Here is a 12,887-nt window from a genome sequence, read left to right as displayed (position 1 = left end):
CTTTCCAATTTTTCCCGACAAGCCCAAGGATCTCGACCATGAGCCGCGACACGCTGAAGACCCTTTTCCATCCTTTCGAGACCGGTGTTGTTCCCGCACCCGGCGAAGGCGAGCGTGTGCTGTTCCTGGGAGCCGAGGCAGGCTACCGGTTGCCGGCGGAGTTCGCAGGCTCGATTGCCGCCGTACAGGCGTCAAAGCCGCTGTACAAGGCTCTGGAGGCCGTCAGGGCATCCGTGACGCCGGTCATCGAGGGCGAGGACTATGATGCGGCTCTCATCCTGTGCGGCAAGCACAAGGGTGAGAACGAAGACCGGATCGCCGAGGCGCTGAAGCGCGTCAAGGTCGGCGGCCTGATCGTTGTCGCCGGTGGCAAGGATGATGGCATCCAATCCCTGCGCAAGCGCGTCAACCAGCTCGGCTGGGGTGGCGACAGCCTGCCGAAGTATCATGGCATCGCCTTCTGGTTTGGCCGTCCGGAAGACGCAAGCGACGTCATCGCCAAGTTTTCCAAGAAGCCGGTTCGTGTCGAAGGCCGTTTTGACGCGGCACCGGGCATGTTCTCGCACGAGCGCATCGATGCTGGCTCCGAGCTTCTGGCCTCGCGCCTGCCTGACGATTTCAAGGGCCATGCCGCCGATTTCGGTGCTGGCTGGGGTTATCTGTCGGTGATGCTGGCCGAGAAGGCGCCGAACCTGAAGGGCATCGACCTGTTCGAGGCCGATTATCATTCGCTGGAAGCCGCGCGCGCAAACCTGAAGGCCAATTGCCCGAACGTGCCGACCCGCTTTTTCTGGCAGGACCTGACGTCTGAAGAAACCCGCGACAAATACGACCTGATCGTCATGAACCCGCCCTTCCATGAGACACAGGCAGCTGACCCGGCGCTGGGCGCTGCAATGATCAAGGCGGCTGCCAAGGCGCTGAAGATCGGCGGGCGGCTGATGCTGGTTGCCAATCGCGGCCTGCCTTATGAAACGGTCATGACCGAGACCTTCAAGGAATGGGGCGAAACCTGCCGCAACGCGCGCTTCAAGGTGCTTTGGGGCAAGCGCTGATCAGCGCCTGCTTTTGCAATTGCTTTCTTGACGAAACAGGTACACCTTTGACTCCCGCGCCTGCGTGATATCGCGCAGGCATCGATGGAGTGTGCCAATGGTTTCTAACTATGGACACCGCCCGCCCGTCAGTGAGGGCGTTGCAGAAGTCATCGTCAAGGATATCAAGAGCGGAGAAGGCAAAAGCGGTGCTTCGGAGGTGCCTCTGGCCTTCCAGACCAGCCGCGCGCCCGTTGATCCCACGGTTCTCGGCAACACCCGCAAGCAGATGATGCTGTTCGGTGTTTTTGCCGTTGCGGTTCTGGCCGTTCTGCTCGTGGTCTGGTGGGCCGCGTGACGGCCCACCCAATCTGACGAATTAGCCCTTCAAAGCCCGCTCAAACAGCCGTGACATCCGCTCGGCAAAGGCGCGCGGGTCTTGCGGCTTGTCGCCGTCGAGGACGCGGGCCTGGTCGAGCAGCAGCTGGACGGCATCGGTGCGGAATTCATTGCTACCACTGGCGGCCAGTGCCGAGATCAGGCCGTGGCCCGGATTGATTTCGAGGATGGGCTTGGCGATCATGTCGAGCCGACCGGAACCCTGCAGTAGCTTTTCCAGCTGACGGTCGTAACCCTGTTCCGGTGCCACCAGGCAGACGGCGCTTTCGGTCAGGCGGTCGGAAGCCCGAACGTCCGATACGGCATCGCCGAGAGCCGTCTTGGCAAAGGCGATGAAACCGGTGACAGCTTCGGAGGTTTCCGGTGCGGCCGGTGTTTCGCCATCGGTTGTCGGAACCTGTGTGAGATCGGCCGCCCCTTGCGTGATCGACTTGAGCGGCTTGCCTTCGAAATCCGGCGCAGCCGTCACCCAGAAGCTGTCGACCGAATCGGTCAGCAACAAAACCTCGATCCCGCGGGCGCGAAAACCTTCGAGCTGCGGCGAGGCTTTCAGCCGGTCCAGATTGTCGCCCGTCAGGTAGTAGATCGCCGCCTGCGCGTCCTTCATGTCCTTGACATAATCGGCCAGCGACCGCGTCGCCTCGTCCGACGCCGTGGTGCGGAAGCGCGACAGCGCAATGAGCTGCGCCCGGCGCTCGAAATCGTCGTAGATGCCTTCCTTGAGGACTGCACCAAAGGCATCCCAGAGCTTGGCAAAGGCGTCAGCGTCGCTGTCGGCCAGCTTTTCGATGGCGGTCAGCACGCGGTTGGTCAGGCCCTTGCGGATGGCGGCAAGGATCGGGCTTTCCTGGATCATCTCGCGCGACACATTGAGCGGCAGGTCGGACGTATCGACAAGGCCGCGCACGAAGCGCAGGTACCGCGGCAGAAGCTCGGCATCGTCGGTGATGAAGACGCGCTTGACGTAAAGCTTCATGCGGCCCTTGGCCGAAGGATCGAACATGTCCATCGGCTTGGATTCCGGCACGAAGGCAAGACCGGTATATTCATGCCGGCCTTCAGCCCTGAAATGCACCGTCAAAGCCGGTTCGTCATACTGGCCTGAAACGCCACGATAGAAATCGGCGTATTCTTCCTTGGTGATCTCGCTGCGTGATTTCGTCCAGAGCGCCGTGCCGTCGCCGATGCGCTCGGCGTCCGCGCCGGGCTTCTCGATCAGGTCGATCGGGACGGGAACGTGGCCGGACTGGTCCTTGACTATCTTCTCGACGCTCCATTTGGACGTATAGCTCTTGGCATCGTCCAGAAGATGCAGCGTGATGCGGGTGCCGCGTGCCGGAGCCTCGGACAGTTCGGCTTCGGAGACGGTATAGCTGCCCTGGCCGTCGGACGACCAGAGCCAGGCGTGGGCGCTACCGGCATGACGGGAGACGACATCGACCTTGCCGGCGACCATGAAGGCGGAATAGAAACCGACGCCGAACTGACCGATCAGCTGGGCGCCTTCGCCCGCCTTTGCCGCCTCGACGCGCTCCATGAAGGCGCGGGTGCCGGAGCGGGCGATGGTACCGAGCGCCTCGACCATGTCGTCACGGCTCATGCCGATGCCGTTGTCCTCGACGATGAGCGTGTTGCCATCGGCGTCGAGCGTCAGGGTGATGCGCGGTGTGGGATCATCGGAGAGCAGCTCAGGCGCGCTGATGGCCTCGTAGCGCAGCTTCTCGCAGGCGTCGGCCGCATTGGAAATCAGCTCGCGGAGGAATACGTCCTTGTCGGAATAGACCGAGTGCACCATGAGGTGCAGCAGGCGCGCGACATCGGCTTCGAAAACGTGATTTTCGACGGGTTTTTCAGCGGCATTGCTCATGCGTGTCTGTCCTCAACGTGTATCTGGATGGTTTGCGCGCTCTGAACTGGCAAGTGCAGGTGCAAAATTCAAGAGGCACGGAAAGGGACGGCGGCCCGGATGTTACTCCGCGTCCGCCTTTGCCAACGTATCGAGTGCTGGCATCGATGTGATGTTGTAGCCGGAGTCCACATAGTGGATTTCGCCGGTAACGCCGCTCGAAAGGTCAGAAAGAAGGTAGAGCGCCGAGTTGCCGACATCCTCGATGGTGACGGTGCGGCGGAGCGGCGCGTTCTTCTGTTGCCAGGAGAGCATGGCGCGGGCATCCGAAATACCGGCGCCGGCGAGCGTGCGGATCGGGCCGGCGGAGATGGCGTTGACGCGAATGCCGCGTGGGCCGTAGTCGCCGGCAAGATAGCGCACGGACGCTTCCAGGGCGGCTTTCGCGACGCCCATGACGTTGTAGTTCGGCATGATGCGGGTGGAGCCGCCATAGGTCAGCGTCAGCATCGAGCCGCCGTCGTTCATCAAGTCTGCGGCGCGCTTGGCGATTTCCGTGAAGGAGAAGCACGAGATGACCATGGTACGGCTGAAATTGTCACGCGACGTATCGGCGTAAAGGCCCTTCAGTTCGCTCTTGTCGGAAAAGCCGATGGCGTGAACGACGAAATCGAGCTTGCCCCACTTTTCCTTGATCGCATCGATGGTCGCATCGACTGAAGCGATGTCCTCGACATCGCAGGGGATGACGAAGTCGGAGTTAAGTTCGGCGGCGAGCGGCTTTACGCGCTTGCCGAGCGCTTCGCCCTGGTAGGTGAAGGCTAGTTCAGCACCTTGACCGGCCAGCTTCTGTGCGATGCCCCATGCGATGGAGTGGCTGTTGGCGACCCCCATGATGAGGCCGCGCTTTCCGTTCATGATACCGGTCATCGACTTATCCGTTGTGGCGCTGGAAGACGAGCGTGGCATTGGTGCCGCCGAAGCCGAAGGAGTTCGACAAGACGGTGTCGATCTTGGCATTGTCGATGCGCTTGCGCACGATCGGCACGCCGTCGAATTCCGGGTCGAGTTCGGTGATATGGGCGCTTTCGCCAATGAAGCCAGCCTGCATCATGAGAAGGCCGTAGATCGATTCCTGCACGCCGGCGGCGCCGAGCGAGTGGCCGGTCAGCGACTTTGTCGACTGGATATGCGGGATCTTGTTGCCGAACACTTCGCGGATGGCGCCGATTTCTTTCGAATCGCCAACCGGTGTCGAAGTGCCATGCGTGTTGATGTAGTCGACTTCGCCTTTCACCGTTGCCAACGCCTGGCGCATGCAGCGGATGGCACCTTCGCCTGACGGGGCGACCATGTCGTAGCCGTCGGACGTCGCGCCGTAGCCGGTGATTTCGGCGTAAATCTTGGCGCCGCGCGCCTTGGCATGTTCCAGTTCTTCCAGAACCAGAACGCCTGCGCCACCGGCGATGACGAAGCCGTCACGCGAAACGTCGTAGGCGCGCGATGCGGTCGACGGCGTGTCGTTGTACTTGGAGGACATGGCACCCATGGCGTCGAACAGGTTCGACATGGTCCAGTCGAGGTCTTCGTGACCGCCGGCGAACATCACGTCCTGCTTGCCCCACTGGATCATTTCCATGGCGTTGCCGATGCAGTGCGCCGAGGTCGAGCACGCCGACGAGATCGAATAGTTGACGCCGTGGATTTTGAACCAGGTGGCAAGTGTCGCCGATGCTGTCGAGGACATTGCCTTCGGCACGGCAAACGGGCCGATGCGCTTGGGCGAATTGTTCTTCAGCGTGATTTCAGCAGCCTCGATCAGCGTGCGGGTGGACGGACCGCCCGAGCCCATGATGATGCCGGTGCGCTCGTTGCCGCCGACATCCTTGTCTTCAAGACCGCTGTCGGCGATCGCCTGCTTCATCGCAACATGGTTCCACGTGCCGCCCTGCGACAGGAAACGGGCGGCGCGGCGATCGACAAGCTCGGTCGTGTCGAGATTGGGTGCACCCCAGACCTGGCACTTGAAGCCGTGTTCGGCAAAATCGTTCGAAAACGAAATGCCGGATTTTGCTTCACGCAGCGACGTGGTGACTTCCTGCGCATCGTTTCCGATCGAGGAAACAATGCCCAGCCCCGTAACAACAACCCGTCTCATGTGGATGACCTCTTCTTTAATCTAGCTGAGTGCGGCTATACCGCGGTTCAGGCAGCTTTTTCTTTCGACAGACCGACGCGCAGGTCAGTTGCCTGATAGATGGTTTCACCATCGGCCTTCAGCCAGCCGTCGGCTGTGCCGAGCACCAGGCGGCCACGCATGACGCGCTTGAAGTCGATGCCGTACTCGAGAAGCTTTGTGTCCGGGCGGATCATGCCCTTGAACTTCACTTCGCCGGTGGACAGCGCCATGCCGCGGCCGGGCTCGCCGAGCCAGCCGAGGAAGAAGCCGGTCAGCTGCCACATACCATCAAGGCCAAGGCAACCCGGCATGATCGGATTGCCCTGGAAATGGCAGGGGAAATACCAGTCATCTGGACGCACGTCATATTCGGCCCGGATATAACCCTTGTCGAAGGCGCCGCCGGTTTCGGAGATGTCGGTGATGCGGTGAACCATCAGCATCGGAGGCAGGGGCAGCTGGGCATTGCCCGGGCCAAACAGTTCGCCGCGACCGCATTTCAGGATCTCTTCATAATTGAAGCTGGATTGTCTGGTCGTCATGAACTGTGGTTTCCCCGCTAGATCCGTTTTTGGTTGACTTGGTTTAGAGCAAGATGGGTGCGAATTGAAGCTCTGGCATGACCAAAGCGCGTCGTTTCGCGTATTCCTGTCTGGCCAAGCACAAGGCCTATTTCCGCCGTCGCATACATGATGGCTGCTGCAACAGCCAGAGATAATTGCCTTTTGCCCCAAGAATCAGGCGGTTTTTACCATCTTGATGCCTTGAGGGTGCTTGCTCACTATTGAAAGCATTCTCGGCAAAAGTTATATCGGCTCTGGAAGTGTGTTCTGCAATAGCTTGGAAATCTGGATCCGTCCGTATGACGACTGCCATCGAGATCTGTTCGGAAGAACGCCTGCGCCGCTCCGGCCTCAGGCCGACGCGCCAGCGCATGGCGCTTGCCGACCTGATCTTTGCCAAGGGTGACCGCCATCTGACGGTCGAGGAATTGCACGAAGAAGCGGTGACCGCTGGTGTTCCGGTGTCGTTGGCGACAGTCTACAACACGCTGCACCAGTTCACCGAAGCCGGCATGATCCGTGTTCTGGCCGTGGAAAGTGCCAAGACCTATTTCGATACCAACGTGTCCGATCATCACCACTTCTTCGTCGAGGGCCATAACGAGGTGCTCGACATTCCGGTGAACAATATTTCGATCGGCAACCTGCCGGAGCCGCCCGAAGGCATGGAAATTGCCCATGTCGACGTGGTGATCCGCCTGCGCCGCAAGCGCGGCTAAACACTTTTCCTACATCACGTCGCCGACGGCGGATTACATCACGTCGTCGGGATGACGGCCCGGCCGGGGATCTCCGGTCGGCAGCGTCCAGCCATATTTCAGCGCGCCGCCGCGCACCGCAAAGGCGGTCGCGACGCCGAGGCTCGATGCGACCAGCACGGATCCACCAAGCCACGTCGCGGCTGTGAACACGCCCGCTCCCGTCAGTGCCGCCGTCACATAGATTTCCGGACGCAGCAGGACGGAGGGCTCGCCAGCAAGAAGATCGCGCAGGATGCCGCCGAATGTCGCCGTCAGCATGCCGGTGACAAGCGCAACGAGGGGGGACCCAGTCGCCGCCAGCCCCTTGGCAGCCCCCATGACACTGTAGGCCGCAAGCCCGATGGCATCCAGCCAGACGAGGAACCTGTAGCGGGATTCCATCATATGCGCCGAGAAGAACACCAGAAGACCCATGCAGCCACAGACGAGCAGGTAGATCGGATTGGTGATCCAGAAGACCGGTGTCGCGCCAAGGATGACATCGCGCAACGTGCCGCCGCCGATGCCGGTAACCGAGGCGAGAAAGATATAGCCAATAACATCCAGCTGCTTGCGCGAAGCGGCCAAGGCGCCGGTCGCCGCGAAAACCGCCACGCCGGCATAGTCGAGAATTTCCAGGATCGGCATTTTTCCTCCACCAGAAATCAGGCCCGCCAGACATTCGAGAAGGACCACAACGAGACGGTCACGTCAACGGCAGGCCTCAAAGCAGGTATCGCTGATTACTGCGGAAAGAGGACGTGCGTGCGGCTACTGATGAAGTAGGCGAGCAGGCCAGTCCATTCACGCATCGCCGTTGTCGTTAGCTGCGCGTTCAAGGAAGGTTGGCTGAAATCAAAGCCGAGGGTCAGTTCGCCGCTGGTTCGATAGTCCACCGGCCACGGTGTTACGTCGATGCCGAGTTTGCGGAACAAACCAACGGACCGCGGCATATGGAAGGCGGACGTGATCAGGGCGCAGTTCGACAATCCATTCGCTTCCAGCAATTGCTTCGTATTGGCCGCATTCTCGAAGGTGGTGCGCGACTGGTCTTCGCGGATCAGGCGTTCCGGCGCGATGCCGAAGGTCGAGAAGAAGGTTTCGGATGTCTGCGCGTCACCATCATATTGGCCGCTGAACGAGCCGTCGCCACCCGAAACGAGAATACGTGCCGCCGGATGGGCCTGAGCCAGTTTCAATCCTTCGACGAACCGGTCGGCTGCCTGGTTGAGCTCGATGCCGCCCCGCTTGGCAATCACTTCGTTTTCGAAGGCGCCGCCGAGGATGATGATGCAGGAAAGATTGTCCGGCAGGCTTGCGGGCCTTGGGATGCGGTTTTCCAGAACCTGCAGCATGACGGCGCCGGTGCTGGTGAACAGGGTGAGGAAAAGCAAGGTCACCGCAAGTCCAGACAGGAACCGGCAGAGCCACCGCCGGCCAACGGCAGCGAGGAGGAAACCCAGGACCAGGAGAATGAAGACCAGCGACAGCGGCTGCGCAAGCAGCCAGAACAGTTTTGATGCGAGAAACATGGGGCCTGCTACCGTCTCTTCCTGGGGCATGGGGGCGGGGAGGGCGAACCTAGCAGCCCGGGCGGTATTGGCCAATGGAGTCAATTTGGAGAGTTAAGAGGCCCGTGACGGTTCATTTGCCACGGGCCTTTCGGGTTGAAGACGGTCCGGGCTTTCAGGCCCGGCCGAGCGTTATTGGCGCCTGCACGGCCGCCGTCTTGTTGCGCTTCAGATAGATCAGTCCGGCGGCAAGCAGGATGCCGCCGGCGATGATGGCAATGGCCAGCACCGGCCGGTAGGCAATCCAGGCGATGGCGATGACCAGAGGCCCGAGGATCAGCGTCAGGATAATAGCGATCACCGAGGTGCCGAAGCCGACGATCGACCCGACGAACGGAATGACGTCGGCAATGATACCGAGAATTGACAGCATCATGGCAAAACCGATGAACATGCCGAGCATTCCACCGCCGCGAATGAGCCAGGTGATCAGCGTGTTCTCGCTCTGGGCGGCGTCGAACATCTGCGGCGCATCGACCTTTCCGGCAGCACTCAGAAACAGTTCGCGGCCATTGGAGGCCTTGTAGCCGGTGAGATTCGTCCCCGTCTGGGCGCCGACGAAGCTGGCTTCAGCGATGTCCTCGCGGCTGAAGCTGATGCGCAGGTCGCCGATGGCCGGGTTCTGGCGGTTCTGCGAAACGTAGAGGGTGGTGCCATTGGCATTGACCGGCTTGTCGGAACCGAGCGCTGCCGTGACCTGCGCGATGACACCGGGAGATAACTTGACCGGCGTCTCTGTCCCGAGATTGGCGACCGCCTTGCCATCGACCGTGAAGGCGCCGAGCGTTGCGGTCGCCACGGTGAACCGGTCCCCCTCGATCGGCATGTCAGGGTTCTGGTGCTGGTCGCTCTGTTTGAAATCGGACGAATCGACCGGGCGCGGGCGCCATTCCTTCTTGTAGCTGTAGGTGGTGACGGTCTCTTCGCCACCGCCGAGCGTCTTTTGGGTCTCGCTCTTGCTGTCTTCGATCCACTGATACATCTCTACCTGGCGGTTGAGGCCGGCAGCCCCCTCTGCCGAGACGCCCAGCATCGGATCCTCGGGCGTGCCGTCCGGTTTTACGGGGCCGGAAACATGCACGAGCTTGCCTTCATTGGCCGGATCCACGGTGCCGTTCTCGACAGAAGCGACGATACCGGCACCTTCCACCAGCGCACGATAGGTCTGGACCGAGCGGCCTTCGTTCCAGGACAGAAGCCAGATCATCCCGATGACGAGGATAGGGCCGATCAACAGCCCGGCAAGGCCGCTTTTCAGCCGTGAAAACCACGACGTCTTTGTCGTTTCCGTAAAGCTCATGCCCCTTGTCCCTCTGCTGGTGCCCATCCGTCTAACGGTTGGTTCGACACACTTATTCGATGACACAGGTGCTATCAGTAAATCAGTAAAATTAGATGGAACGATCCCCCGTCGCGGTGAACACTCTTTGGGCGCTTCGCAAAGATTTCGGGGCATTCCTTTCCCGCAAGCAGAGCCGTTTTTCCATTTCATCCCTTGCCCATGATCCAACGGCTTGTATCTTGCGGCCGTGAGTTTTGTTCGGGAGGGGCGGCATGACATCGGTCAACGAAGTGTTTGGAACGGGAACGTTCGTCGGGCGCGTCTGGCGGCCGGATGTTGCGGGTCCGGCGCTGGTGGTCCTGCGCGGTGGCGATCTCATCGACATAACGTCGAAAGACGTGCCGACGATGCGCGACCTTCTGGAACTGGACGATCCCGTCGGGTTCATCTCGGGCTGTCAGGGTGAGCGCCTGTCCACCCTCGAAGCCATCATGACCGCCTCGGTGGAAGCCGCCGGCGATCTCTCGGCCATCCATCTGCTTGCTCCGTGCGATCTGCAGGCGGTCAAGGCCTGTGGTGTCACCTTTGCCCGGTCGATGATCGAGCGTGTCATTGAGGAAAAAGCTGCGGGAAATCCGGCTTTGGCCGAAACCATGCGTCAGCGCGTCACCGCCATTATCGGCGATAGCTTGCGCGACCTGAAAGCGGGATCGCCGGAGGCGGCGAAGGTGAAAGCGGCGTTGATCGAGGTCGGCGTCTGGTCGCAATATCTGGAAGTCGGTATCGGACCGGATGCAGAGGTTTTTTCCAAGGCGCAGGTCCTGGCCTCGGTCGGCTGGGGGGCGTCGGTCGGGCTGCACCCGATCTCCAAGTGGAACAATCCCGAGCCGGAAATCGTGCTGGCCGTCGATAGTCAGGGACGGGTCAAGGGGGCGACGCTCGGCAACGACGTCAACCTGCGCGATGTCGAGGGCCGTTCCGCCCTGCTGCTTGGCAAGGCCAAGGACAACAATGCCTCGTCCGCCATCGGCCCGTTCATCCGTCTGTTCGACGACACCTATACGATCGACGATGTCCGCCGGGCGGACCTGTCGCTGACCATCAGCGGCCCCGACGGGTTCGTCCTCAAGGGCGCAAGTACGATGCGGGAAATCAGCCGCGATCCGCTCGACCTGGTTTCCCAGACCATCGGCCGTCATCATCAGTATCCCGATGGCTTCATGCTGTTCATGGGCACGTTGTTTGCGCCGGTCGAGGACCGCGATGCGCCTGGCCAAGGGTTTACTCACAAGATCGGCGATGTCGTCACGATCTCGAATGCCGAACTGGGATCGCTGACCAATACGGTGCGGCTCTCGACCGAATGCCCGCCCTGGACGTTCGGGCCTTCCGCCCTGATGCGCAATCTGGCAGCGCGTGGATTGCTCTGATGTGTTTTCCGCGGTGAGCGTGTTTACCGGCTCTGGATGATGTCCGGTGGCTCGTTGCGCGAAAGGCGAACGGCCGAGAGAATGCCGCTCATGTAGATGCCGGTATCGACATTGATACGCCCTGTGTCAATCTCGACCCCCGCCACCGGCGTGTGGCCGTGAACGGTGACGAAGCCTTCGGCCGGGGCATCGTCCGTCAAGGCCAGCGGGCGCAGCCACAGGAGGTCTGCGTCTTTCTGGTCGGCGGGTGCGACACCCGTTTTCAGACCTGCATGGACAAAGCAGTAGCCTGGGACCTGCAACATCGAGGGGAGGGATTCGAGGAAGGCGACATGCTGGACGGGAATGAGAGACCGCAGCAGTTTTTTTCTCTCCTCGCGGTCGGCTGGAAGCCTGTTCAACCCGTAGGAATACAGCGTTTCCAGGCCGCCCAATCGCAGCCAGTGGTGATCTGGAGAGGGATTGCCGAGAAAATCGAGCATGACCGCCTCGTGATTGCCGGCAAGGCAGATGCGGCGGATGCCCACGAGCGGCCGGGTCGTCAGCCGGGTGAGCACGGTGGATGATTTTGGTCCGCGATCGACGTAGTCACCGAGCATGACCAGCCATTTGATGCCATCGCGCTTGCGGCTGTCCGCAACGATCAAGTCTTCCAGTCTGCCCAGAGTGTCATCGTATCCGTGCACGTCGCCGACCGCATAGATATGGTCCGGAGCCTGGTCGAAAAGGAGCTTCCTTCTTTGTTTCGGCGATGGCGCATGAGCGCCACCGCGCAGGAAATTACGGATGCCGCGGATCATCAACCGTTCCTGCTGCCGCCATCTCGGCGCGATACCATTCGACGAAGCGGCGAACGCCCTCTTCCACCGAAATGGAGGGTGTAAACCCGGTAAGGCTGTTGAGAAGATCAGGCGCTGCAAAGGTTCGGGGAACATCGCCCTGCTGCATCGGCAGCATCGAGCGGATGGCCGGGCGGCCGACGGCGGCTTCAACCGTCTCGACGAACCGCATCAGCTCGACCGGTTGCCCGCCGCCGACATTGACGACCCGGAAGGGTGCGTGGCGCGACAGGGTGTCGATTTCTTCGACGCGGTTCTCCTCTGACGGAACAACGCCCATCAGCCGGACGATGCCTTCGACGAGATCGTCGATATAGGTGAAGTCGCGGCTCATCCGGCCTTCGCCATAAATCTCGATCGGCCGGCCGTTGAGGATGCTATCGACGAACTTGAACAGTGCCATATCCGGGCGGCCCCAGGGGCCGTAAACCGTGAAGAAGCGGAAAGCGGTCGTTGGCACCTTGTAGAGATGGGCATAGCTGTGAGCCATCAACTCGCCGGACTTCTTGGTGGCGGCGTAGAGCGTCATCGGTTCGTCGGCCCGGTCGGTTTCCGCAAACGGGATCTTCTCGTTGGAGCCGTAGATCGAGGAAGTGGAGGCGAGCAACAGATGCTTGGGCTGCACGGCCTTGGCCAATTCCAGCATGTTCCAGGAGCCGATCAGGTTGGAATCGACATAGGCCTTGGGGTTTTCAAGACTGTAGCGCACGCCGGCCTGCGCAGCGAGATGGACGATGACGTCGGGTTCCCCGATCTCGGCCGCCTGATCCAGCGCCGCCTTGTCCTCAAGCATGCCGATCACGGGCCGGAAGCCGTTCGACCGGGCGAGGATCGCATGGCGCCGTTCCTTGAGGCGGACGTCATAATAGGGCGTCATTCCGTCGAAGCCGGTAACGAAGTGACCGTCGTCCAGCAGCCGCTTGGCCAGGTGAAACCCGATGAACCCTGCCGTTCCCGTGATCAGATAGCGCATACCGGCTCCTTGCTTGTCTTGTATCGTCGCA

Annotated in this window: 13 protein-coding genes; 4 read left to right on the top strand and 9 right to left on the bottom strand. The window is 61.0% G+C overall.

What is annotated here, in order from left to right; genetic code table 11:
* Positions 1-38 precede the first annotated feature (38 nt).
* Together ACSQ3J_RS07965 and ACSQ3J_RS07960 are read left to right on the top strand one after the other, a co-directional pair.
* Positions 39-1,055: a class I SAM-dependent methyltransferase gene (locus ACSQ3J_RS07965; RefSeq protein WP_060501239.1), complete on the top strand. Its 1,017-nt coding sequence runs from the start codon at positions 39-41 to the stop codon at positions 1,053-1,055.
* Positions 1,056-1,152: 97 nt separating this feature from the next.
* Positions 1,153-1,392 carry a hypothetical protein gene (locus ACSQ3J_RS07960; RefSeq protein ID WP_060501238.1) on the top strand — a complete coding sequence of 80 codons (240 nt, stop codon included), beginning with the start codon at positions 1,153-1,155 and terminating at the stop codon, positions 1,390-1,392.
* A gap of 21 nt (positions 1,393-1,413) precedes the next feature.
* Here the strand turns inward: ACSQ3J_RS07960 and htpG are convergent, their stop codons facing one another.
* The 4 genes from htpG to fabA all read right to left on the bottom strand — a co-directional run bounded on the left by htpG (position 1,414) and on the right by fabA (position 6,000).
* Entirely contained in the window at positions 1,414-3,300 is a 1,887-nt protein-coding gene (gene htpG / locus ACSQ3J_RS07955; RefSeq protein WP_436038938.1) for a molecular chaperone HtpG, read from the bottom strand.
* Positions 3,301-3,402: 102 nt separating this feature from the next.
* Complete coding sequence (fabI, locus tag ACSQ3J_RS07950) at positions 3,403-4,209, bottom strand: enoyl-ACP reductase FabI (protein ID WP_060501233.1); 807 nt, start codon at positions 4,207-4,209, stop codon at positions 3,403-3,405.
* A 4-nt stretch (positions 4,210-4,213) separates the two neighbouring features.
* Positions 4,214-5,437: a beta-ketoacyl-ACP synthase I gene (gene fabB, locus ACSQ3J_RS07945; protein ID WP_436038937.1), complete on the bottom strand. Its 1,224-nt coding sequence runs from the start codon at positions 5,435-5,437 to the stop codon at positions 4,214-4,216.
* Between the two features lie 47 nt (positions 5,438-5,484).
* Entirely contained in the window at positions 5,485-6,000 is a 516-nt protein-coding gene (gene fabA / locus ACSQ3J_RS07940; RefSeq protein WP_060501228.1) for a 3-hydroxyacyl-[acyl-carrier-protein] dehydratase FabA, read from the bottom strand.
* A 320-nt stretch (positions 6,001-6,320) separates the two neighbouring features.
* On the opposite strand from fabA, the gene irrA reads away from it, so the two are divergent.
* Positions 6,321-6,740, top strand: coding sequence for an iron response transcriptional regulator IrrA (irrA, locus tag ACSQ3J_RS07935; RefSeq protein WP_060501226.1), 420 nt, complete (start codon positions 6,321-6,323; stop codon positions 6,738-6,740).
* Positions 6,741-6,773: 33 nt separating this feature from the next.
* Here irrA and ACSQ3J_RS07930 read toward each other — a convergent pair whose 3' ends face one another.
* The 3 genes from ACSQ3J_RS07930 to ACSQ3J_RS07920 all read right to left on the bottom strand — a co-directional run bounded on the left by ACSQ3J_RS07930 (position 6,774) and on the right by ACSQ3J_RS07920 (position 9,632).
* The gene (locus ACSQ3J_RS07930) at positions 6,774-7,409 is read right to left on the bottom strand and encodes a trimeric intracellular cation channel family protein (protein WP_060501224.1); all 636 of its coding nucleotides are present in this window, start codon (positions 7,407-7,409) and stop codon (positions 6,774-6,776) included.
* Positions 7,410-7,504: 95 nt separating this feature from the next.
* On the bottom strand, positions 7,505-8,293 hold the full coding sequence (locus tag ACSQ3J_RS07925) for a YdcF family protein (protein ID WP_436038936.1): 789 nt from the start codon (positions 8,291-8,293) through the stop codon (positions 7,505-7,507).
* Between the two features lie 154 nt (positions 8,294-8,447).
* Positions 8,448-9,632 carry a TMEM43 family protein gene (locus ACSQ3J_RS07920; protein ID WP_060501220.1) on the bottom strand — a complete coding sequence of 395 codons (1,185 nt, stop codon included), beginning with the start codon at positions 9,630-9,632 and terminating at the stop codon, positions 8,448-8,450.
* A 254-nt stretch (positions 9,633-9,886) separates the two neighbouring features.
* Between ACSQ3J_RS07920 and ACSQ3J_RS07915 the strand changes: the two genes are divergently transcribed.
* Positions 9,887-11,044 (top strand): fumarylacetoacetate hydrolase family protein, encoded by a 1,158-nt coding sequence (locus tag ACSQ3J_RS07915; RefSeq protein WP_436038935.1) that lies wholly within the window; start codon positions 9,887-9,889, stop codon positions 11,042-11,044.
* 23 nt (positions 11,045-11,067) lie between these two features.
* On the opposite strand, the gene ACSQ3J_RS07910 is transcribed toward ACSQ3J_RS07915, so the two are convergent.
* Together ACSQ3J_RS07910 and ACSQ3J_RS07905 are read right to left on the bottom strand one after the other, a co-directional pair.
* Complete coding sequence (locus ACSQ3J_RS07910) at positions 11,068-11,844, bottom strand: metallophosphoesterase (RefSeq protein ID WP_436038934.1); 777 nt, start codon at positions 11,842-11,844, stop codon at positions 11,068-11,070.
* Positions 11,825-12,856, bottom strand: a complete 1,032-nt coding sequence (locus ACSQ3J_RS07905) for an NAD-dependent epimerase (protein WP_436038933.1) — start codon at positions 12,854-12,856, stop codon at positions 11,825-11,827. The genes ACSQ3J_RS07910 and ACSQ3J_RS07905 overlap by 20 nt, the downstream gene beginning before the upstream one ends.
* Positions 12,857-12,887 lie beyond the last annotated feature (31 nt).

The organism is Rhizobium sp. LjRoot98, assembly GCF_964252935.1.
Taxonomy (GTDB): domain Bacteria; phylum Pseudomonadota; class Alphaproteobacteria; order Rhizobiales; family Rhizobiaceae; genus Pararhizobium.
Note: the sequence above shows the minus strand (reverse complement) of the source record. Positions and strands in the feature narration are given on the sequence as shown.

Excerpts from the sequence above, each read along its gene's own strand:
- ACSQ3J_RS07965 (WP_060501239.1), top strand. The coding sequence starts at position 39 with ATGAGCCGCGACACGCTGAAGACCCTTTTCCATCCTTTCGAGACCGGT.
- ACSQ3J_RS07960 (WP_060501238.1), top strand. The coding sequence starts at position 1,153 with ATGGTTTCTAACTATGGACACCGCCCGCCCGTCAGTGAGGGCGTTGCA.
- htpG (WP_436038938.1), bottom strand. The coding sequence starts at position 3,300 with ATGAGCAATGCCGCTGAAAAACCCGTCGAAAATCACGTTTTCGAAGCC.
- fabI (WP_060501233.1), bottom strand. The coding sequence starts at position 4,209 with ATGACCGGTATCATGAACGGAAAGCGCGGCCTCATCATGGGGGTCGCC.
- fabB (WP_436038937.1), bottom strand. The coding sequence starts at position 5,437 with ATGAGACGGGTTGTTGTTACGGGGCTGGGCATTGTTTCCTCGATCGGA.
- fabA (WP_060501228.1), bottom strand. The coding sequence starts at position 6,000 with ATGACGACCAGACAATCCAGCTTCAATTATGAAGAGATCCTGAAATGC.
- irrA (WP_060501226.1), top strand. The coding sequence starts at position 6,321 with ATGACGACTGCCATCGAGATCTGTTCGGAAGAACGCCTGCGCCGCTCC.
- ACSQ3J_RS07930 (WP_060501224.1), bottom strand. The coding sequence starts at position 7,409 with ATGCCGATCCTGGAAATTCTCGACTATGCCGGCGTGGCGGTTTTCGCG.
- ACSQ3J_RS07925 (WP_436038936.1), bottom strand. The coding sequence starts at position 8,293 with ATGTTTCTCGCATCAAAACTGTTCTGGCTGCTTGCGCAGCCGCTGTCG.
- ACSQ3J_RS07920 (WP_060501220.1), bottom strand. The coding sequence starts at position 9,632 with ATGAGCTTTACGGAAACGACAAAGACGTCGTGGTTTTCACGGCTGAAA.
- ACSQ3J_RS07915 (WP_436038935.1), top strand. The coding sequence starts at position 9,887 with ATGACATCGGTCAACGAAGTGTTTGGAACGGGAACGTTCGTCGGGCGC.
- ACSQ3J_RS07910 (WP_436038934.1), bottom strand. The coding sequence starts at position 11,844 with ATGATCCGCGGCATCCGTAATTTCCTGCGCGGTGGCGCTCATGCGCCA.
- ACSQ3J_RS07905 (WP_436038933.1), bottom strand. The coding sequence starts at position 12,856 with ATGCGCTATCTGATCACGGGAACGGCAGGGTTCATCGGGTTTCACCTG.